At 66.8% G+C, this 19,474-nt stretch carries 16 protein-coding genes, 1 pseudogene and 1 riboswitch; of the genes and pseudogenes, 8 read left to right on the top strand and 9 right to left on the bottom strand.

Going from position 1 to position 19,474, the window contains the following annotated elements; translation table 11 throughout:
• Nucleotides 1-95: 95 nt before the first annotated feature.
• The 4 genes from pstB to pstS form a co-directional block, all read right to left on the bottom strand.
• Nucleotides 96-860: a phosphate ABC transporter ATP-binding protein PstB gene (gene pstB, locus LRS53_RS11325; protein ID WP_017638707.1), complete on the bottom strand. Its 765-nt coding sequence runs from the start codon at nt 858-860 to the stop codon at nt 96-98.
• Nucleotides 861-865: 5 nt separating this feature from the next.
• Nucleotides 866-1,741 (bottom strand): phosphate ABC transporter permease PstA, encoded by an 876-nt coding sequence (gene pstA / locus LRS53_RS11320; RefSeq protein ID WP_017638706.1) that lies wholly within the window; start codon nt 1,739-1,741, stop codon nt 866-868.
• Nucleotides 1,741-2,715 carry a phosphate ABC transporter permease subunit PstC gene (pstC, locus tag LRS53_RS11315; protein WP_007160736.1) on the bottom strand — a complete coding sequence of 325 codons (975 nt, stop codon included), beginning with the start codon at nt 2,713-2,715 and terminating at the stop codon, nt 1,741-1,743. The genes pstA and pstC overlap by 1 nt, the downstream gene beginning before the upstream one ends.
• Nucleotides 2,716-2,791: 76 nt before the next feature.
• Nucleotides 2,792-3,805, bottom strand: a complete 1,014-nt coding sequence (gene pstS, locus LRS53_RS11310; RefSeq protein ID WP_231355944.1) for a phosphate ABC transporter substrate-binding protein PstS — start codon at nt 3,803-3,805, stop codon at nt 2,792-2,794.
• A 450-nt stretch (nt 3,806-4,255) separates the two neighbouring features.
• Nucleotides 4,256-4,418: riboswitch (yybP-ykoY riboswitch) on the top strand.
• Between the two features lie 9 nt (nt 4,419-4,427).
• Here pstS and mntP point away from each other — a divergent pair.
• Nucleotides 4,428-5,000: a manganese efflux pump MntP gene (gene mntP, locus LRS53_RS11305; RefSeq protein ID WP_231355943.1), complete on the top strand. Its 573-nt coding sequence runs from the start codon at nt 4,428-4,430 to the stop codon at nt 4,998-5,000.
• Entirely contained in the window at nt 5,000-5,836 is an 837-nt protein-coding gene (locus LRS53_RS11300; protein ID WP_231355942.1) for a hypothetical protein, read from the top strand. Before mntP ends, LRS53_RS11300 begins: the two co-directional genes overlap by 1 nt.
• On the opposite strand, the gene LRS53_RS11295 is transcribed toward LRS53_RS11300, so the two are convergent.
• Together LRS53_RS11295 and LRS53_RS11290 are read right to left on the bottom strand one after the other, a co-directional pair.
• Nucleotides 5,833-6,375, bottom strand: coding sequence for a cytochrome b (locus tag LRS53_RS11295; protein WP_231355941.1), 543 nt, complete (start codon nt 6,373-6,375; stop codon nt 5,833-5,835). The two genes, LRS53_RS11300 and LRS53_RS11295, sit on opposite strands and share 4 nt — an antisense overlap.
• A 79-nt stretch (nt 6,376-6,454) precedes the next feature.
• Nucleotides 6,455-8,128: a phosphoethanolamine transferase gene (locus tag LRS53_RS11290; protein WP_231355940.1), complete on the bottom strand. Its 1,674-nt coding sequence runs from the start codon at nt 8,126-8,128 to the stop codon at nt 6,455-6,457.
• A gap of 243 nt (nt 8,129-8,371) precedes the next feature.
• On the opposite strand from LRS53_RS11290, the gene LRS53_RS11285 reads away from it, so the two are divergent.
• The 3 genes and pseudogenes from LRS53_RS11285 (at nt 8,372) to LRS53_RS11275 (ending at nt 11,663) form a co-directional block, all read left to right on the top strand.
• Nucleotides 8,372-9,328 carry a cation diffusion facilitator family transporter gene (locus LRS53_RS11285; RefSeq protein WP_231355939.1) on the top strand — a complete coding sequence of 319 codons (957 nt, stop codon included), beginning with the start codon at nt 8,372-8,374 and terminating at the stop codon, nt 9,326-9,328.
• Nucleotides 9,329-9,639: 311 nt separating this feature from the next.
• Nucleotides 9,640-10,305, top strand: a complete 666-nt coding sequence (locus LRS53_RS11280; protein ID WP_231355938.1) for a response regulator — start codon at nt 9,640-9,642, stop codon at nt 10,303-10,305.
• Nucleotides 10,302-11,663 (top strand): annotated as a pseudogene (locus tag LRS53_RS11275) (ATP-binding protein). Before LRS53_RS11280 ends, LRS53_RS11275 begins: the two are co-directional and overlap by 4 nt.
• Nucleotides 11,664-11,673: 10 nt before the next feature.
• Here LRS53_RS11275 and LRS53_RS11270 read toward each other — a convergent pair.
• Nucleotides 11,674-12,888 (bottom strand): MFS transporter, encoded by a 1,215-nt coding sequence (locus tag LRS53_RS11270; RefSeq protein WP_231355937.1) that lies wholly within the window; start codon nt 12,886-12,888, stop codon nt 11,674-11,676.
• Nucleotides 12,889-12,966: 78 nt separating this feature from the next.
• Here LRS53_RS11270 and LRS53_RS11265 point away from each other — a divergent pair, with 78 nt between their 5' ends.
• Nucleotides 12,967-13,461: a MarR family winged helix-turn-helix transcriptional regulator gene (locus LRS53_RS11265; RefSeq protein ID WP_231355936.1), complete on the top strand. Its 495-nt coding sequence runs from the start codon at nt 12,967-12,969 to the stop codon at nt 13,459-13,461.
• A gap of 5 nt (nt 13,462-13,466) precedes the next feature.
• A complete protein-coding gene (locus LRS53_RS11260) occupies nt 13,467-14,273 on the top strand; it encodes an AraC family transcriptional regulator (protein ID WP_231355935.1) in 807 nt (268 codons plus the stop codon).
• Here LRS53_RS11260 and LRS53_RS11255 read toward each other — a convergent pair.
• A complete protein-coding gene (locus LRS53_RS11255) occupies nt 14,236-15,300 on the bottom strand; it encodes a 2-isopropylmalate synthase (RefSeq protein ID WP_231355934.1) in 1,065 nt (354 codons plus the stop codon). The genes LRS53_RS11260 and LRS53_RS11255 overlap by 38 nt on opposite strands.
• Nucleotides 15,301-15,454: 154 nt before the next feature.
• Nucleotides 15,455-16,816 carry an MFS transporter gene (locus tag LRS53_RS11250; protein WP_017638693.1) on the bottom strand — a complete coding sequence of 454 codons (1,362 nt, stop codon included), beginning with the start codon at nt 16,814-16,816 and terminating at the stop codon, nt 15,455-15,457.
• A 316-nt stretch (nt 16,817-17,132) separates the two neighbouring features.
• Here LRS53_RS11250 and LRS53_RS11245 point away from each other — a divergent pair, with 316 nt between their 5' ends.
• Nucleotides 17,133-19,220, top strand: coding sequence for a hybrid sensor histidine kinase/response regulator (locus LRS53_RS11245; RefSeq protein ID WP_231355933.1), 2,088 nt, complete (start codon nt 17,133-17,135; stop codon nt 19,218-19,220).
• The last annotated feature ends 254 nt before the right edge of the window (nt 19,221-19,474 follow it).

The raw sequence follows: 19,474 nt of genomic DNA, 5'->3' as shown, positions 1-19,474 counted from the left end.
GGATGAGGACGACCAGAGGCCCTAGCTCGCCGCTTTTCAGCCACCCATGAAAAAGGCCACTTCGAGGAGTGGCCTTGCGAGCCCCGGCGAGATTTTCAGCCGAAGCGACCGGTGATGTAGTCCTCGGTCTGCTTCTTGTCCGGCTTGGTGAAGATCTTGTCGGTCTTGTCCACTTCGATCAGCTCGCCCAGGTACATGAAGGCGGTGACGTCGGAGCAACGCGCCGCCTGCTGCATGTTGTGGGTGACGATGACCACGGTGAACTCCTGCTTGAGTTCGGCCAGGAGTTGCTCGATGCGCGCGGTGGAGATGGGGTCCAGGGCCGAGGTCGGCTCGTCCAGCAGCAGCACCCGCGGACGCAGGGCAATGGTACGGGCGATGCACAGGCGCTGCTGCTGACCGCCGGAGAGCCCCAGGGCGCTCTGATTGAGCTTGTCCTTGACCTCATCCCACAGCGCCGCGCCGCGCAGGGCCTGCTCGACCCGATCCTGCAGCTCCACCCGGGACAGCCGCTCGTGGTGGCGAATGCCATAGGCGACGTTGTCGGCGATGGACATAGGGAACGGTACCGGCTTCTGAAACACCATGCCGATGGTGCTGCGCAGGCGACTCAGCGAGTACTTGGGATCGAGGATGTTCTCCCCGTCCATGAGGATCTCGCCGGTCGCTTCCAGCCCCGGGTATTCCGAGTAGATGCGGTTGAAGATGCGCAGCAGCGTGGACTTGCCGCATCCGGACGGGCCGATGATGGCGGTGATCTGCTTGGCCGCGATGTCCAGGTTGATCGACTTGAGCGCCTGGTGGCCCTTGTAACGGAAGCCGACGTCGCGCGCCTGCAGTTCCGGTATCTGCGTCTGCATGGTAGTCACTTGGAATCCCGGTTACGAAAGAAGAAGCGAGAGGAAAGGTTCAGGAACAGCACGAACAGCGTCAGCAGCAGGGCGCCGGCCCAGGCCAGGTGCTGCCAGTTCTCGAACGGACTCATGGCGAACTGGAAGATGGTCACCGGCACGGTGGCCATGGGCTTGAGCACGTCGGCGTTCCAGTACTGGTTGCCGAAGGCGGTGAACAGCAGCGGTGCGGTCTCGCCGGTGATGCGGGCGATCGACAGCAGCACCCCGGTCACCACGCCGGCGCGGGAGGCACGCAGCAGGATCTGCAGAGTCACCTTCCACTGGGGGATGCCCAGGGCCAGGGCCGCTTCGCGCATGGCCGGCGGCTGCAGCTGCATCATCTCGTCGGTGGTACGGGTCACCACCGGCACCACCAGCATCGCCAGCGCCAGGGAGCCGGCAAAGCCGGAAAAGCCCAGGCTGCCACCGGAGTACTGGTTCAGCGTCACCACCACGGCGGTGTAGATGAACAGGCCGATGACGATGGACGGCGCCGACAAGAGGATGTCGTTGACGAAACGCACCACCAGGCCGAGCTTGGAGTGGCGGGCGTATTCGGCGAGCCAGAGGCCGGCGAGGATGCCGATGGGTGCACCGATGGCGGTGGCCAGCAGGGTGATCAGCACGCTGCCGAACAGGGCGTTGGCCAGACCGCCGTCAGTGGCGCCGGGTGGCGGCGTCATCTCGACGAAGATGGCCGGGCTCAGGGCGCTGACGCCCTTGATCAGGGTGGTGCCAAGGATCCAGGCCAGGAAACCCAGGCCGAGCACGGCGGCGGCGCTGCCAAAGATCAGCGCGATGCCGTTCTTGATCCGCCGCTTGCGATAGAGATAGGCGTCGATGTGCATCAGTTACCTGCCTTGCGCGACAGTTGCGTCAGCATCAGCCGTGCCGCCAGCAGCACGAAGAAGGTCACCACGAACAGCAAAAAGCCCAGGGCGATCAGCGAAGAGCGGTGCAGATCGGTGTAGGCCTCGTTGAATTCGTTGGCGATCACCGAGGCGATGGAACTGCTCGGCATCATCAGCGAGAGGGAGAACTGGTGGGCGTTGCCCAGCACGAAGGTCACCGCCATGGTCTCGCCCAGGGCGCGACCCAGGCCGAGGAAGGCGCCGCCGACTACCGCCGAGCGGGTGTAGGGCAGCACGATGTCCCAGCAGACTTCCCAGGTGGTGGACCCCAGCGCATAGGCCGATTCCTTGAGCTGGGCCGGCACGCTGCGGAAAACCTCGTACATCACCGAGGTGATGAAGGGCAGGATCATGATCGCCAGGATGATGCCGGCAGTCAGCATGCCGATGCCCAGCGGCGGTCCCTGGAACAGCACGCCGATCACCGGGATGGCGCCGAGGTAGTCGTTGATGAAGGGCGAGATGTGCGCGGCCATGAAGGGGCCGAAGACGAACAGGCCCCACATGCCGTAGATGATCGAGGGGATACCGGCCAGCAGTTCCACCGCCGTGGCCACCGGACCGCGCAGCCAGGTAGGGGCGATCTCGGAGAGGAACAGGGCGATGCCGAAGGCGGTAGGCACGGCCAGCAGCAGGGCGATGAAGGAGGTCATCAGGGTGCCGTAGATGGGCACCAGGGCACCGAACTTCTCGGCCCCGACATCCCATTCGGCCGAGGTGATGAAGTCCAGGCCAAAGGTCATGAAGGCGTGGCGACCGCCCCAGAGGGTGGACGCGGCGGCGCCGACCAGTACCAGCAGTACCAGCAGCGCGGCGGAAAACAGGAGCCGGCGGAACCAGACATCGGCGCGGGTATCCCGGCGGATGCGCTGTTCCTGAGCGGCGGAGAGGGGCAGGGTCTGGTCGGTCATGGAGCTTTCCGTCTACCTGGAAGGACGCGCGAAACCGCCTGGACCCCAGGGGATCCAGGCGGCGGGACAGGCGTGTTTACTTCTTGAAGTCGGACGCCCAGTAGCCTTCGATCTGCTGGACCAGGGCATCCGGGACCGGGACGTAATCCAGGGCCGCGGCATCCTTCTGGCCATGCTCCAGGGACCACTTGAAGAAGTCGAAGGCGACCTTGCTGCGCTCTTCGTTCTTGGGTTCCTTGTACATCACGATCCAGGTGGTGGCGGTGATCGGCCAGGCATCGGCGCCCGGGGCGTTGGTCATCAGCAGGTTGAAGTCCTTGGCGCTCTTCCAGTCGGCGGTGGCGGCGGCGGCCTGGAAGCTCTTGGCGTCGGGCTGCACGAAGTTGCCGGCGGCGTTCTTCAGCTGCACATGGGACATCTTGTTGGTCAGCGCATAGGCGTACTCGACGTAGCCGATGGAGCCCTTGATCTGCTTCACGTAGGCGGCGATACCCTCGTTACCCTTGCCGCCTACACCGACCGGCCAGTTGACGGTGGTGCCGAAGTTGAACTTCTCCTTCCACTCCGGGCTGACCTTGGCCAGGTAGTTGGTGAAGTTGTAGGAGGTACCCGAGCCGTCGGAACGACGCACCACGGTGATGGCGCCCTCAGGCAGCTTCAGGCCGGGGTTCAGCGCGGCGATGGCCGGGTCGTTCCAGGTCTTGATCTCACCCATGAAGATCTTGGCCATGGTCGGGCCGTCGAGCTTCAGCTTGCCGGGCTCGATGCCTTCCACGTTGACGACCGGGACGATGCCGCCAATGATGGTCGGGAACTGGCCCAGGCCACCCTTCTGCAGGTCGTCGGTGCTCATGGGGGCGTCGGTGGCGCCGAAGTCCACGGTGCCGGCCTTGATCTGGGCAATGCCGCCGCCGGAGCCAATGGACTGGTAGTTGATACGGTTGCCAGTCTTCTCGCTGAAGCCTTGCGACCACTTCGACAGAACGGGGAAGACGAAGCTCGAGCCGGCGCCCGTGACATCCACGGCGTGAGCGGCGGTGCTCAGGCAAAAGGCCGACAACAACAGAGAGAGGCTGAACGTGCGTTTCATGGTGGCTCCATTACCTAGTGAGGGCTGGCGCTAGGCTATTGCCGAAATGTGACAATTAAGTGTCAGCGGCATGACGAAACGGGGACGGCAGAGCGCCATCATTGAGAGCGGCGGCGACAGCTCCTGCGTTGGCAAGCGAAGGTGTCCGCACCCAGGCCTTGCAGCAGACCGCTCGGACCCATCTGCCCTAGGCTGTGGATGGCAAAGAGGCCGCCTACCTTCCGGCCGGCTTCCACCGGCGACCTCCAGCGGTCACCAGACGACACGCCTGTCCGCCGCCCGCGGTCGCCCCGGCAGCCTGTGCTGTGGCCGCGACCCAGTTATGGCGGGCCTCGCAGGCCTCCTGGCGCATCTGCGCGAGCGAATTGGCAGGAGGAATTTAGCCAAGGCTATATATATTAGAACTATCTACAAGATAGACTTTCTCTATCCGGATGGGTAAGGTGGCGGCCTCTTTGGGGAGTAGCCTGCTTCCACTGCGGTGGAAAGCGTTCTGATCAACATACTCGGCAACCGCCGTGGTCAGGACAGCCGGTCAGGGTTGGCGAGACCAGAGGCATCACCGCGCCATGCCGGGCGTGCGGGGGTGTCTTGTGGATCGAGCCCGGTCGGCGCTGTGACGATGAACCCCGCTTCCCTGATGTTCCTGGCCTTCGCCATGTCCACCGATGCCTTTGCCGCCGCCGTCGGCAAGGGTGCCAGCCTGCACAAGCCCTGCCTGCGTGAAGCCCTGCGCACCGGCGCCATCTTTGGCGTCATTGAAGCCATCACTCCGGTGATCGGCTGGGCCATCGGCCTGACCGCCGCGCAGTACGTCCAGCCCTGGGATCACTGGATCGCCTTCACCCTGCTCACCGTGCTTGGCCTGCGCATGATCTGGGCCGGCTTCGGCGCGCCCGAAGCCGAAGCCGAGAAGCCCCGCCAGCACTCCTTCCTGCTGCTCGCCCTGACCGCCGTGGCCACCAGCATCGACGCCCTCGCCGTGGGCGTGGGCCTGGCCTTCATCGACGTCAACATCATTACCGCCGCCCTGGCCATCGGGCTCGCCACCATGGTCATGGTCACCACCGGGGTGATGCTGGGCCGGGTGATGGGCAATCTTGTGGGCAAGCGCGCGGAGATGCTCGGCGGCGTGGTGCTGATCGTGATCGGCGCGGCCATCCTCCATGAACACCTGGCCGCTGTCGTCGCCTGATGGCCCGGCTGTGGCGTAGCGCCCTCCTCGTCCTGGTCGCTCTGCTGCTGGCAGCCTTGGGCTTTCTCGCCTGGCAGCGCTTCTGGCCGGCCCAGGCCGCGCCTGGCTGGCGCTACGAAGTGGCCCATGCCGATATCGCCAAGGCCAGCGCCCTGGCCTGGCAGGGCGACGCCCTGCTCACCGCGGAAGAACTCAAGGACGGCAAGGGTCGCCTGCTGCGCATCGATGCCCAGGGCCGGCGCAGCGTGCTCAGCGCGGGCCTGTACAAGCCCGATGGCCTGGTGCCCTACCAAGAGGGTTTCGCCTACAGCCAGGAAGGCGGCACCCATCCGATCCGCTGGTTCGACGCCACTGGCAGTCGTGATCTGTTCATCGGCATCAACGCCCAGGGCCTCTGGGCCGAAGGCAAGCGCCTCTATGCCGTGGAAGACCGCAAGGGCGAGGGACGCCTGCTGCGCTACGACGCCGCCGATGGCAGCCTGACCGTGCTGCGCGACCACCTGGACGAGGCGGAGTCCTTTACCCGCTGCCCGGATGGCAGTGCCTTCTATACCGAGAAATCCCGTGGCCTGGTGCGCCAGCTGAGCGACGATGGCCGTGATCCGCCGGCGCTAAGCGATTTGCGCGAACCGAGCTTTCTGCTCTGCGACCATCGCGGCCTGTGGATCAGCGAAGACTCCACCCACCGCGCCCGCCTGCTGCTCTGGGATCGCCAGTCAGACCCGCGCGCCATCCTGACCTTCCTGCGCGCACCCCAGGCGCTGCTGCCGCGAGGCGACGGCTACCTGCTGGCCGAAGGCGGGCGCGACCGCATCATCGCCCTCGATCCGCGCTAGAGCATGCGTCTCAGGGTGTCGTCCTTGCGCACCAGGTGATGCCAGAGCGCGGCCAGCACGTGCAGGCCGATCACCCAGTAGAAGGCTTGGCCGAGCCAGAGGTGCACGCCCTTGAGCGACTTGGCCAGTTCCGGATCCACGGGAAAGGGCGAAGGCAAGGCCCAGGTGCTGGAAGGAATCTTCACCGCGCCGATGGTCAGCCAGACGGTGAACAGCCCGAGCAGCGGCTGGGCCAGCAGAAAGGCATAGAGGGCATAGTGGGTCAGTCGGCTCACCTGCGCGAGCCCCGCAGCCAGCGGCGGCGTGATGGGCGGCACCGGATGGCGATGGCGCACCAGCAGTCGCGGCAGGACCAGAGCCAGGACCAGCAGACCGACCCAGAAATGACTGAGCACCACCCACTGGCGCTCCAGGGAACCCCGCTCGAACTGGCCGCGGTTGGTGATCAGTACATAGGCCAGCAACACCAGCAGGGCCATGAGCCAGTGCAGCAAGCGGGCGCTGCGCGCATAGCGGGGAATAGGAGAGGCGGAAGACATGACGAGGTCCTGCTACTGAGGTGAAAAGGCGCCGGCAGTGTAGCGGTGCCCCGTTGCCGAGGGTAAGACGGCAACGGCACTAACCGCAGGGCGCCGCCGAGGTGTCCAGCAGCAACTTACTCAGTTGCTGCGGCGGCTGGTGCACCAGGCCGGTGGGCGATTCGCAGACGCGCTGCACGAAGTTGTCGCTGAACAAGAGCTTGCCATGGACGAAGTACTCCTCCGGGCGGCGATTGGGATTGTCGATGCGGGTACCCAGACGCTCCGCCAGCCAGCTGCCGGCTTCGTAGTGACTGATCCAGCGCTCGTCCTGCAGTTCGGCCAGGGCCTCGGTCGGGGCATCGCGCGCCACCACGATCATTGGGACATCGCTAACCTCGGGCACCAGGTCGTTGTGGCCCCAGTGCCCCCCCTCCCCCAGCCGCTGACCGTGGTCGCCGGTGATGATCAGATAGCGCTCGCCGTCCAGACGATCGAAGTCGGCGAGAATCTCGGCGAGCAGGCCATCCAGGTAGTGCAGGGAATTGTTGTAGGCATTGGCCTGGCCCTCGGCGCCGCTGTCCGGCCAGGGCGCGGGCGTGGTCTCGTGCCGATAGTTCTGCGCATAGGGCAGGTGCGCGGTGCGCAGGTTGAGCACCACGAAATTGCGTGGCGCCCACTGCTGTTCGTCGAGGATCTCCAGCAGGGCGCGATCCTGGCGCTGCAGAAAGCGCAGCGGATGGTCCTCGCGGGTGATGGAAACGTCCAGGTGGCGACTGCCCAGGTGCGCCAGCAACTTGGATTCCTGGGACGACAGCCAATGGGTGCGAAAGCCGGCGGCCTGAGCGAAGCGAAACAGATTGATCTCGCCGCTGCGCAACCGCTGGTCCTGGCCCGGCTCGCGGATGGGATTCAATAGATAGGGCAGACTGACGTCGGTGGCCACCCCTGCCGCTACCCCGGGGCGGATCAGCGCCTGGGGATTGTCCGCCAGGTAGGCCGAAAGCTTAGGGGTGGTATCGCGTTCGTAACCAAAGGCGCCCAGCTGATCGCTGCGCAGGGAATCGGCCACCACCAGCCAGACGTGTCGCGCGGTACTGGGCACCTGGGCCAGCCCATAGGGCGCATAGGCGGTGGGCGGCAGGACGACGTCATCACGCCCGGCCAGGCGCACCGCCCAGGCGGAAAAGGCATTGAGGCTGTTGTGCAGGCCGCTGCGACTGGGGCTGGGCACGAAGGCATCGAGGTTGCGATAGGTGGCGCGATAGGGTTTGGACAGCAGCACCGCGGCGATCAACAGCAGCGCCCAGCGACTGGCCGGCAGCGGCACCCGGCCCGGCAGGTAGAGATGCAAGGCGATCAGCAGCCCATAGGGCAGGCCCACGCAGAGGAGCACCGGCCAGTGCTCGGGGAGGCTGAGCCAGAGCGTCTGGCGCACCTCGGTGGTGTCACCCAGCAGAGCCTGGATATCGATGGCGCTGAGCGGCTCACCGAAAAAGCTGAGGTTGCCCAGCTGCAACAGCTGCATCAGCGCGAACCCCAGCAGGATGGCCACTGCCAGGCGTGGCAGCTGGCTCAACCAGAGCGCCAGGCTGAACACCCAGAGCGCGGCTACATAGCCCGCCTCCAGCTCGGCGCGGTTGTTGGGGGTGAAGCCTTGCTGCAGGAAGTCGTCGGCCAGCAACAGCAGGCAACTCAAGCTGCTCAAGGCCAGCAGATTGCGCCAGTGCCGCCAACCCGTGGCGCGGGGGCGGGAAAACGTCGCGAGCAGCATCAGGGGGCCCTGCGCAAGCGCAAGGGGAAGCGAAGGCGAGCGGCCATGAGCGGGCTCCAATGACAGGAAGCCGCTACCCTGAGGGGCGAACCTTAATGAAGTCTTAGTGGCTCATGCGCGGTAACAGATGACCAGGCGGTCAGCCGGTAGGAGGCCGGCTTGACCCTGAAGTCACTTCAGGCTTCAGGATGGTCACAGAAAAGCTATTGCCCGCTGCCTCCTCAACCCTTCGGAGACCTGTAGATGAGTGGCTCCACCCCGCACCACGATCACGATCACGATCACGATCACCAGCATGGCCACGATCACGGCCATGGTCACGCCCATGCCCCGCGGGTCACCGCCGACAACGAGCGCAAGCTCAAGCTGGTCTTCGTCCTGACCTTTGGCTACGCCATCGTCCAAGCCGTGGGCGGCTGGTGGTCCGGCTCCCTGGCGCTGATCGCCGATTCCGGGCACATGGTCTCGGATGCCGCCGCCCTGCTGCTGGCCCTGGTGGCCTACCGCGTGGCGGCCAAGGCGGCCAATGCCCGCTTCACCTATGGCTTCCACCGGGTGCGCATCCTCGCCGCCCTGACCAATGGCGTCGCGCTGTTGCTGCTGGTCCTGTGGATCGGCTGGGAAGCCATCATGCGGCTGCGCGAGCCCACCGAGGTGCTGTCCGGCCCCATGCTGGTGGTGGCGGTGATCGGTCTGGTGGTCAATATCGTTGGCTTCCTGGTGCTGAACGGCGGGCACAAGGACGACAGCAATCTGCGCGGCGCGCTGCTCCACGTGGCCGGCGACCTGCTGGGTTCGGTGGGCGCCATCGTCGCCGCCCTGGGCATCCTCTGGACCGGCTGGACCTGGCTGGATCCGGCGCTGTCGATCCTGGTCGCCCTGCTCATCGTCAAATCGGCCTGGACCCTGGTGCGCGATGCCGGCGCGGTGCTGTTGCAGGCCGCGCCGCGAGAATTCGATACGGCCGGTGCCACGGCGGCGGTCCGTGCCCTGCCGGAGGTGGCCGAGGTGGGTCATCTGCACGTCTGGACGCTGACCGACGAAACCCGCATCGCCACCCTGCACATCACCCCGGCGCCGGGCAGCGACCCCCTGCGTCTGCCGACCCTGGTGGGCGAGCTGCTGCGCAGTCGCCATGGGTTGCAGCACGTGACGGTGCAGGTAGATCCGCCCGGCACCCTCGACGGGCACTGCGCCTAGACTTGTCTGAACAGTGCCTGCGCCAGCCCAGGCTGCGTTAAAAATCCGCTGGGTCGGAATGCTCATTTACCACTCGTAACTTCGCGCGCGAGGCCGATCCGCTTCCTCCTGGATTCGCTTCGCTGGCACTCACCCTTCGGGTAGCCATTAGCTGTTACTCCCGTTGATCGTTGCGCCTCGCCTGATCTTCGCTCGGCGACTGTTCAGACCAGCCTCGGCATGCAACGCCCGGTAACAGTCGCCCTCGCCGGCGCCCGGTCTTCGCGGCGATGATGACGGGCTGGCGGCATGGCAGAGCGAGGAAGACAGGCGTGCGGGTACTGCTGGTGGAAGACGATGCGGCCCTGGCCCAGGGCATCCGCATGGCCCTGCGCGGCGAGGGCTATACCCTGGACTGGGTGGCCGACGGCCTGGCCGCCGAGCACGCCCTGGCGTCCGAACGCTTCGACCTGGTGCTGCTGGACCTGGGTCTGCCACGGCTGGACGGCCTCGATCTGCTGCGCCACCTGCGCAGTCGACCCGACGGCCAGGTGCCGGTGCTGGTACTCACCTCCCGCGATGCCAAGGCCGATCGTATCCAGGGCCTGGATGCCGGCGCCGACGACTATCTGGTCAAGCCCTGCGACCTGGACGAACTCAAGGCGCGCCTAAGGGCCCTGATCCGCCGCAGCTGTGGCCGGGCGCAACCGCTGCTGGAGCACGCTGGCATCAGCCTCGATCCGGCCAGCCAGGCAGTGCACTATCGCGGCGCCGAGGTGATGGTGACCCCCATGGAGTATCAACTGCTGCACCAGCTGCTGTTGCGACCGGGCGCCGTCATCACCCGCGAGCGGCTGAGCAATGCGCTCTATGGCTGGCAGGAAGCGGCCTCGGGCAACACCCTGGAAGTGCTCATCCACAACCTGCGCAAGAAGCTCGACAGCGGCCTGATCCGCACCGTGCGCGGGGTGGGCTATCTGCTGGAGCGTCAGCCATGATCGCCATCCGTACCCGCATCCTCGCCCCCACCCTGGCCCTGGTGCTGGCCGGCAGTCTGGCCCTCGCCCTGCTGGCCCTGCGCGACAGCCATCGCGAGATCGAGGGCATCTACGACGCCCAACTGGTCCAGGGCGCACGCCTGCTGGAAGGCCTGCTGCAGGCCGGTACGCCGGCGGCGGATCGCTGGCCGGAGCTGATCCGGGTGTTCGACCGGGCCATGCAACCCGTTCCCGGCAGCGTACCGGCGCACCCCTACGAGAATCAGCTGACCTTCCAGATCTAGAGCGCGGACGGCCAGTTGTTGGCCCGGTCCGGCCAGGCGCCGCGGTTGGCCGAGGTGCCGCCCGAGGGGCTGCACGAGGTGTTCGACAACGGTCGCGAATGGTGCGGAATGCTGGTGCGTACGGCCAATGGCGGCCTGCGCATCTGGGTCGGTGAGCGCGAGGACCTGCGCCAGGATCTGATCCAGCGCATCGTCAGCCATACCCTCTGGCCGACCCTGGTGGGCCTGCCGCTGCTGGTCGGGGTGCTCTGGTTGCTGCTGGGCTGGGGCCTGCGACCGCTGCAGGACTTCGCCCGCAAGCTGCGCGAGCGCGACCCCCACAGCCTGGCGCCGCTGCCGGCCGGACCGTTGCCGCCGGAGCTGCAGCCCATGCGTGGCGCCCTGGATCACCAGCTCGCCCAGTTGCGCGCCCTGCTCGAGCGCGAGCGCCGCTTCATCGCCGACGCCGCCCATGAATTGTGTACCCCCCTGGCGATCCTCGATCTGCATGCGCAGAACGCCCAGCACGCCGAGACGGCGGCAGAGCGCGAGGAAGCCCTGGGCTATCTGCGCCAGGGCGTCGGTCGAGCCACCCGTCTGGCCAGCCAGTTGCTGACCCTGGCGCGGCTGGAACCCGGCGCCGCCCAGGTCCAGGCGCTGGACCTGGAACCCCTGGTGCGCGAAGAGCTGGCGGAATTGACGCCCCTGGCGCTCAAGCATCAGGTGGAACTGGTGCTGGCGGCCCAGGCCGGATCACCGGTGCTGGGCGATCCGGATGCCATCGCCATCGCCCTGCAGAATCTGGTCACCAACGCCCTGGCCTTCGCCCCTGCCGGCAGTGCGGTGGAGGTCGGCATCGAGGCCAGCCAGGACGACGGCGTGCTGCTGCGGGTGGAGGATCGCGGCCCCGGGGTGGACGAGGCCGAGCTCACGCGGCTGTGCGATCGCTTCTACAGTGCCGGCAATCCCCAGGGCGCCGGGCTGGGGCTGGCCATCGTCGAGACCATCACCCGCCGCCTGGGTGGTGCCCTGAGCTTCAGCAATCGCGCCCGGGGCGGCCTTCGGGTGGAGTTGCGCCTGCCGCGCGCGGGCTAGGTTTACACGGCTAGACCTGCTGGAAGCCGCGCGCCAAGACCGGCCGCGCGGGTCGGGTCAGACGCAGACCGAGGCCCATCAGCAGCACCACGCCCACCGCCATCAGCAGCCAGGCGTTGGCCAGGCTGTCCAGGTAGTCGCGCAGGATGCCGGCGGCCAGCGGCGCCAGGCTAGCGATCAGATAGCCACCGCCCTGGACGAAGCCGAGCAGGGCCCCGGCTTCGGCGGGATCGCGCACCTGGTCCATCGCCAGGATCAAGGACAGCGGAAACAGCGCGCCGATGCCCAGACCGAGCAGGATGGCGGTGGGCACCGCCAGTTGCAGCGGCGCCAGCGCCAGACACAGCAGTCCCAGCAGCACCACGCCGAGCACGCCCAGCACCAGCGGCCGGCGATTGCGCAGCCGGGCGATGGTGGCCGACAGCAACAGACCGGCGCTGACCTCGGCGAGACTCACGCCGCCCAGCAGCAGACCGCTGTCGGCGGCTTGCCAGCCGAGGCCGGTGTAGTACGGCGGCAACCAGGCCAGCACCAGGGTGTAGGCCGCGGTGCCGATGCCGAAGAAGGCCAGCAACAGCCAGGCCTGGCGCTGACGCCAGGGTTGCGCGCGAGGTGCTGCGCCCTGCGCTGGCGCATCCGGACGGGCCAGGGCCAGCCAGATGCCGAGCGCCAGCAGCACCGGCAGGGTCCAGAGCGCCAGACCCTGGGCCCAGCCCCACTGCTCGGCCAGGGGTGCCGCGGTGGCCGCCGCCACGGCCGCGCCGCCCATGATACCGGTGGTGTAGAGCCCCATCAGGGTGCTGGTGCGCTGCGGATGGCAGCGGCGGATATAGGCTGGGATCAGCGCCTGTACCAGAGCGATGCCGACGCCGCCCAGGGCAGCGGTGAGGATCAGCCCCAGGCCGCTCGGTTCTTCCCAGCGCAAGGCATTGGCCAGGGCCAGCAGCAGCAGGCCCTGGCCAATGCCGCGGCGCTCACCGAGCCAGACCTGTAAGCGCGCGCCACCCAGGGCGCAGAGCCCCATGGCGGCGATGGGCAGGGTGGTCAGCGCCCCGGCACCACTGCCTTCCAGGCCGGTCGCGGCCTGGATACCATCCAGCAGCGGACCGATGGCGGCCAGAATGGGCCGTAGATTGAGGCCGACCAGCAGCACCAAGAGCACGGCGAGGAAAGCATCCTGGCGCGGTGCGGGCGTGGTCGGGGATGATGATGACGCGGAAAGCATGGACAATCTCCAAAGTGACGCGGTATTTCTCTTGACGAGAAGTATCTTAACATCAAGATATATTCCCGAGGTAAGCCGATGGCCGATCGCGCCGAATTCGCCGTGGACCAGTGGCACCGCGAACGCCCCGACCTGGATCCCCTGCCCATGCGCCTGGTGGGTCGTCTGGGCGAGGTGGCCCAGGTGCTCAGTCGCGATGTCCTGCAGCCCTTCTTCGACGAACACCAGCTGCACTATGGCGAATTCGACGTCCTGGCGACCCTGAGGCGCGCCGGCGAGCCCTATGCCCTGAGTCCGACGGTGCTCTATGAATCGGCCATGATCTCCTCGGGCGGCATGACCAATCGCCTCGATCGGCTGGAGCGTGCCGGCCTGATCGAGCGCCGCAAGAATCCCGAGGACCGCCGCAGCACCCTGGTGGCGCTCACCCCTGCGGGCTTCGCCCTGATCGACGGCCTGATGGCCGCCCACGTGGACAATGAGCGCCGCGCCCTGGCCACCCTCAACGAGGCCGAGCAGCAGCAGCTGGACGCCCTGCTGGGCAAGTGGCTGGCCGGCCGCACGCCCTCCTGACGGCCATGCTCATCGACTTCAGCTCATGCAATGGGTTGCACGCCGTGGCCCAGGACTTCGCGCATGGCGATCGGGTGCCACCCCACAGCCATCGCCAGGCGCAACTGATCCATGCGCAGTGCGGCGTGGTGATCGTCAACACCGCCCAGGGGCGCTGGGTGGTGCCGCCGGAGCGTGGCGTCTGGGTACCGGCGGGCGAAGAGCACGACCTGCACCTGCTGGGGCGCGTCGAGGTACGCACCCTGTTCGTCGACCCCCAGGTGCGCGCCGATCTGCCAACGCGCTGCCAGTTGATCGCCGTCTCGCCGCTACTGCGGGAACTCATCCTCGCCGCCCTACCCTTGCCGGTCGACAGGCCAGCCGAGGGCCGCGCCCGGCACATCCTGCAGCTGATGCTCGACGAACTGCAGGGCTCGCCCACTGCCGGGCTGCACCTGCCCTGGCCGAGCGATGCCGTGCTCGCCGAGCTCTGCCGCCACCTGCGCCAGCACCCAGGCGAACGCTGGACGCTGACCCGGGCCGCCAAGCGGCTGGCGGTCAGCGAACGCACCCTGAGCCGGCTGTTTCTCAAGGAGACCGGCCTGAGCTTTGGCCAGTGGCTGCAGCGGGCGCGACTGGATTCCAGTCTCACCTCGCTGGCCGCCGGCCATGCCGTCGTCGACGTGGCCCTGGATCACGGCTATGCCAGTCCCAGCGCCTTCGCCACCCGCTTCCGCCAGGTGCTGGGCGTGTCGCCCTCGGCCTATCGGGGCCGGACGGAACTGCCTGTCGTCCCTAGCCCGCCACCCGGCCCAGCTCGGCTGGATCGATGAGCCCCAGGGCCGCGCTCTGCGCCGAGCGGGCAGCCAGGGCCAGACGACCGCCATAGGGATGGCGCGGGTGGATCGTCAGCTGGTTGCAGGCTTCCACCACGCTGGCCACCTCTTCCAGGCGGGAGAAGTCGATCCCCGGCGCGATGCCCTGGCTGTAGAGATTCAGCGCCAGGGTCACCAGGTCCACGTTGCCGGTGCGCTCGCCATTGCCGAACAGGCAGCCTTCCACCCGCGTCGCCCCGGCCAGCTGGGCCAGTTCGGCGCAGGCGACCCCGGTGCCCCGGTCATTGTGCGGATGGACGCTGATGGTCACATGGGGCGCCGGCCCCAGGCCGCGGATGAAACCCTCGATCTGATCGGCATAGACGTTGGGGGTGGCCACCTCCACCGTCGCCGGCAGATTGAGGATCAGCGGGCGCTCCGCCGACGGTTGCCAGGCCTCGCGGACCGCCTGGCAGATCTCCAGAGCGAAGTCCGCCTCGGTGAAACAGAAGGTCTCCGGTGAATACTGGTAGGTCCAGGCCGTTTCCGGCTGGGCGTCGCACCGGGCGCGTACGCGTTGGGTCCCGGCGACCGCCATGGCCAGGGTGGCGGCGCGATCCTGGTCGAACACCACCCGACGGAACAGCGGCGCGGTGGCGTTGTAGAGATGCACGATGGCCCGGGGTACGCCCACCAGGGCCGCGAAGGTGCGGTCGATCAGCTCGTGGCGCGCCGGCGTCATCACCTGCAGCCAGAGATCGTCCGGCAGCCCGTCCGCCGTGACCAGTTCGCGCACGAAGGCGAAATCGGTCTGGGACGCCGCCGGAAAGGCCACCTCGATTTCCCGGTAACCCACTGCCAGCAGCAAGGCGAAGAAGCGCCGCTTGCGTTCCAGTCCCATGGGCTCGATCAGCGCCTGGTTACCGTCGCGCAGATCGGTGGAGCACCAGCGCGGCGCTCCGGTCAGCTGACGGCCCGGCCATTGGCGATCGGGCAGGTGGGGCGCGGCGAAGGCTTGGTACTTGGTCTGGGGTTGCTTGAGCATGGGAGACTCCAGGGCTAGGCCCCAGAGTCTGACCGGCCACCCTGGCCGCTGCGCTCGCGAGCAGGACAGCGCCCTGCGCGATCCGGACAGCCACCGGCATGAAAAAAGCCGCCGGGGATGACCCGGCGGCTGTGTGTGCCTCGGACGCTAACGATCAGTCTACCGAGATGCGCTCCAGCGGCACCGGCTTGAGGCGCGGCGTGAGCACATGGATGACCACGATGGCCACCAGGTAGGCGCTGCCGGCCACGATGAAGATCGGCTGGTAGGACTTGAAGATCTCCAGGATGTAGCCGTTGTAGGTGGTCATCAGCATGCCGCCGATGGCACCGGCGGTACCGCCGATGCCGATCACCGAGGCCACGGCTTCCTTGGGGAAGAGATCCGACGGCAGGGTCATCAGGTTGGCCGACCAGGCCTGGTGGGCCGCGGCGGCGAGGCCGATGATGCCCACCACCAGCCACAGGCTGGAGACGAATTGGGCAGTGACGATGGGGATGACCGCCAGGGCGCAGAGCAGCATGGTGGTCTTGCGCGCCAGGTTGGCGCTGCGACCGAGCTTCATCTGCTTGGAGGAGCCCCAGCCGCCCATCACCGAGCCGATATCGGCGAGGATGTAGATGGCGATCAGCGGCGGACCAAAGGATTTCAGATTCAGGCCATAGGTCTTGCCGAGGAAGTCCGGCAGCCAGAACAGGTACAGCCACCAGATCGGATCGGTGAGGAACTTGCCGGCGGCATAGGCCCAGGTCTCACGGAAGGTCAGCAGCTTGAACCAGGATATCTTGGTCTCGACGGCGGGCTTGGCCGATACCGGGGAGCCGTCGTCGGCCTGGATGTAGGCCAGCTCTTCGCGACTCACCTTGGGGTGCTCATGGGGACGGCGATAGATCAGCAGCCAGGCGATCAGCCACAGGGCGGTGACCAGGCCGATGGAGATAAAGGCCGCACGCCAGCCCCAGGCCAGGGTGATGGCCGGCACCAGCAAAGGTGTGATGATAGGCCCCATGGCGGTGCCGGCATTGAACAATCCGGTGGCCTGGGCGCGTTCCTTTTGCGGAAACCATTCCGAGACCGCCTTGAGGCTGGCCGGAAAGCTGCCGGACTCGCCGAAGCCGAGGGTGAAGCGCACCAGCACGAAGTGGGTGACGGTGTGGGCAATGCCGTGGCCGATGCTGGCGATGGTCCAGATGGTGAAGGCCAGGGCGTAGCCGATGCGCACCCCGACCTTGTCGATGATGCGGCCAAAGGTCAGGAAGCCGATGGCATAGGCACACTGGAACCAGAACACGATCTTGGCGTAGTCGGTCTCCGTCCAGCCCAGGTCCGCCTGCAGCGTGGGCTTGAGGATGCCGATCATCTGGCGGTCGATATAGTTGATGCCGATGGCGACGAACAGCAGGGCGCAGATCAGCCAGCGATAGCGGGTGAAACGGGAGGTTTGCGAGGTAGCGGCGACGGGCGTGTCCTGCGGCCGCAGGGCGGACTCCGTCTCGGGAGTGACCTGGATAGTCATTGAATGGGCTTCCTGACTTGTTGTTATTGACCGGGGTGAACCGGGGTCGTTGGAAAGCTGTTACCAGATATTCATATGACATCGTATGAGTGACTTTCAAAGGTGTCAATCCACCCAAAGCAGAGTGGTCAGCCAGCTCGTCTGAGGGTAGGCGCCCTGCCCGAGCCCGCCCTCTTTGCGCCTCGAATGGGCGCGGGCAGGCGAGAAATACAGGGGCGAAGGATCTGTGACGCGCCTGGCACTTTCGCGCCCGCGGACGTCTAATGCCCCATCCTTGAAGCGAAGCCGTCGCCTCATCTTTTCTGCCGAGCCTGCCGTGTCCTTCGCCGATACCCCCTCCCTGCTGGCGCGCCTCGCCGAGCTGGAGCAGAGCAATCGTCACCTGCGTCAGCAGCTGGACGCGTGCGCGGCGCCCCGGGAAGGCGCCGCCACCTTGGCCAGCGAGCGCTACCAGTTCCTGTTCAATGCCATGGACGAGGGCTTCTGCGTCATCGAATTCATCGATGGCCCCCATGGACCGCTGAGCGACTATGTCCATGTCGAGGCCAACCCGGCCTATACCGCCCATGCCGGCATCCCCGACGTGGTCGGCCAGAGGCTGCGCGACATGGTCGGCGACGAGGCCCAGGCCTGGCTCGATCGCTACGGCCATGTGCTGCGGACCGGCGAAGCCATCCGCTTCGAGCAGGAGTTGGTGGCCACCGGCCGCTATCTGGACGTCACCGCCTTTCGCATCGAGCCGGCCAGTCGCCGGCAGGTCGCGGTGCTGTTCCAGGACATCACCCCGCGCAAGCGGGCCGAAGCGGCTCTGCGGCAACTCAACGAGACCCTCGAAGAACGGGTACAGGCCGCCCTGGCGGCCAATCGCATCCTGGCCAACGTGGTGGATGGCGCCGCCGCCCTGATCCAGGTGCTGGATTTCGATTTCCGCTGGCTGGCGATCAACGGCTCCGGCGCCGATGTCTTCGAGCAGGAGATCGGGGTCCGGCCGCGCATCGGCGATTCCTTCAGCGAAAGCCTCAGGCAGCGGCCCGAATTGCGCGACGGCATCCTCGCCCACTGGCGCCGCGCCTTTGCCGGCGAGACCTTCAGCGAGATCATCTCGCTGGGCGAAGGGCCGGGCCGGCGCCATTACGAACTGCAATTCAGCCCGCTGCACGATGCCGAAGGACGCTCCATCGGTGCCTATCAATTCGCCTACGACGTGACCGAGCGCCTTGAAGAACAACAGCGCATCCAGGTCATGGAAGAGGCCCTGCGCCAGTCGCAGAAGATGGAGGCCGTCGGCCAGCTCACCGGGGGCATCGCCCATGACTTCAACAACCTGCTGACCGGCGTCCTCGGCTCGTTGGAGATGCTCGACCTGCGTCTGCGCCAGGGCCGGTTGCAGGAACTTGATCGCTACACCGGCACCGCCCGCAGCGCCGCCCAGCGCGCCGCCGCCCTGACCCACCGGCTGCTGGCCTTTTCCCGGCGCCAGACCCTGGATCCGCAACCGGTGGCGCTGGAACGACTGGTGATCGGTCTGGAAGACCTCATCCAGCGCAGCATCGGCCCGCAAATCGCCCTGGAGCGCGAAGCCGATCCCCAGCTGTGGCTGACCCACATCGACGCCTCCCAGTTGGAAAACGCCCTGCTCAACCTCTGCCTCAATGCCCGCGACGCCATGCCGGACGGCGGTCGCATCCGCATCGTCCTGGGCAATGAGTGTCTCGACGAAGCCCAGGCCGAGCACCAGGCGCTGCCGCCGGGCGACTTCGTGCGCCTGAGCGTGGGCGATACCGGCAGCGGCATGAGCGACGAGGTCCTCGCCCGGGTGTTCGATCCCTTCTTTACCACCAAGCCCCTCGGCCAGGGCACCGGGCTGGGGCTCTCCATGGTGCATGGTTTCGTGCTGCAATCGGGGGGCGAGATCCGCATCGACTCCGCCCCCGGCGCGGGCACCTGGGTACACCTCTATCTGCCGCGCCATGGCTTGGCGCCGGTGATCAGCCCCCCGGTCCATCCCGAGCCCGAACCCAACCTGCCCGGCCAGGGCGAGACCATCCTGGTGGTCGACGACGAACCGACCATCCGTACCCTGCTGGTGGACGCCATGACCGCCCAGGGCTACTGGGTGCTGGAAGCGGCCGATGCCGTCACCGCCCTGGCGCTGCTCCCGCCCGACCACCATCTGGATCTGCTGGTCACCGACGTCGGCCTGCCTGGCGCGCTCAACGGTCGCCAACTGGCCGATGCCTTGCGCGGCCTGCAGCCGCAGCTGCCGGTGCTGTTCATCACCGGCTATGCCGAGGCCAATGTCATAGGTGCCGGGGATCTCGAGGCGGGCATGCGGGTGCTGACCAAGCCCTTCACCCTGGATACGCTGAAGCGACGCATCCAGTTACTGCTCGACGAACGCTGAACCCAGCCTGAGCGATTACGAATAATGGCTTTTTGCTACCATTCGCCATCACTTCTTTCAGTGCCCTCTGTTGTCGAGAAGCCTATGGACAAGCGCTCTCTGGTTCACCTGCTGCTGATCTTTACCCTGATCGCCTGCATGGCCCTGCTGGCCTCGTTGATTCGCTAATCACGTTAAGCCAGCCATAAGCCGGGCGGTGGCAAGCTCTACCTCGTGCCGAAAGGCATCGTAGAAGCTGACATCTGCGCTTTCAG

Origin of the sequence: Pseudomonas sp. PLB05, assembly GCF_021106615.1 — a bacterium.
GTDB classification, from domain to species: domain Bacteria; phylum Pseudomonadota; class Gammaproteobacteria; order Pseudomonadales; family Pseudomonadaceae; genus Chryseomonas; species Chryseomonas benzopyrenica.
Note: the sequence above shows the minus strand (reverse complement) of the source record. Positions and strands in the feature narration are given on the sequence as shown.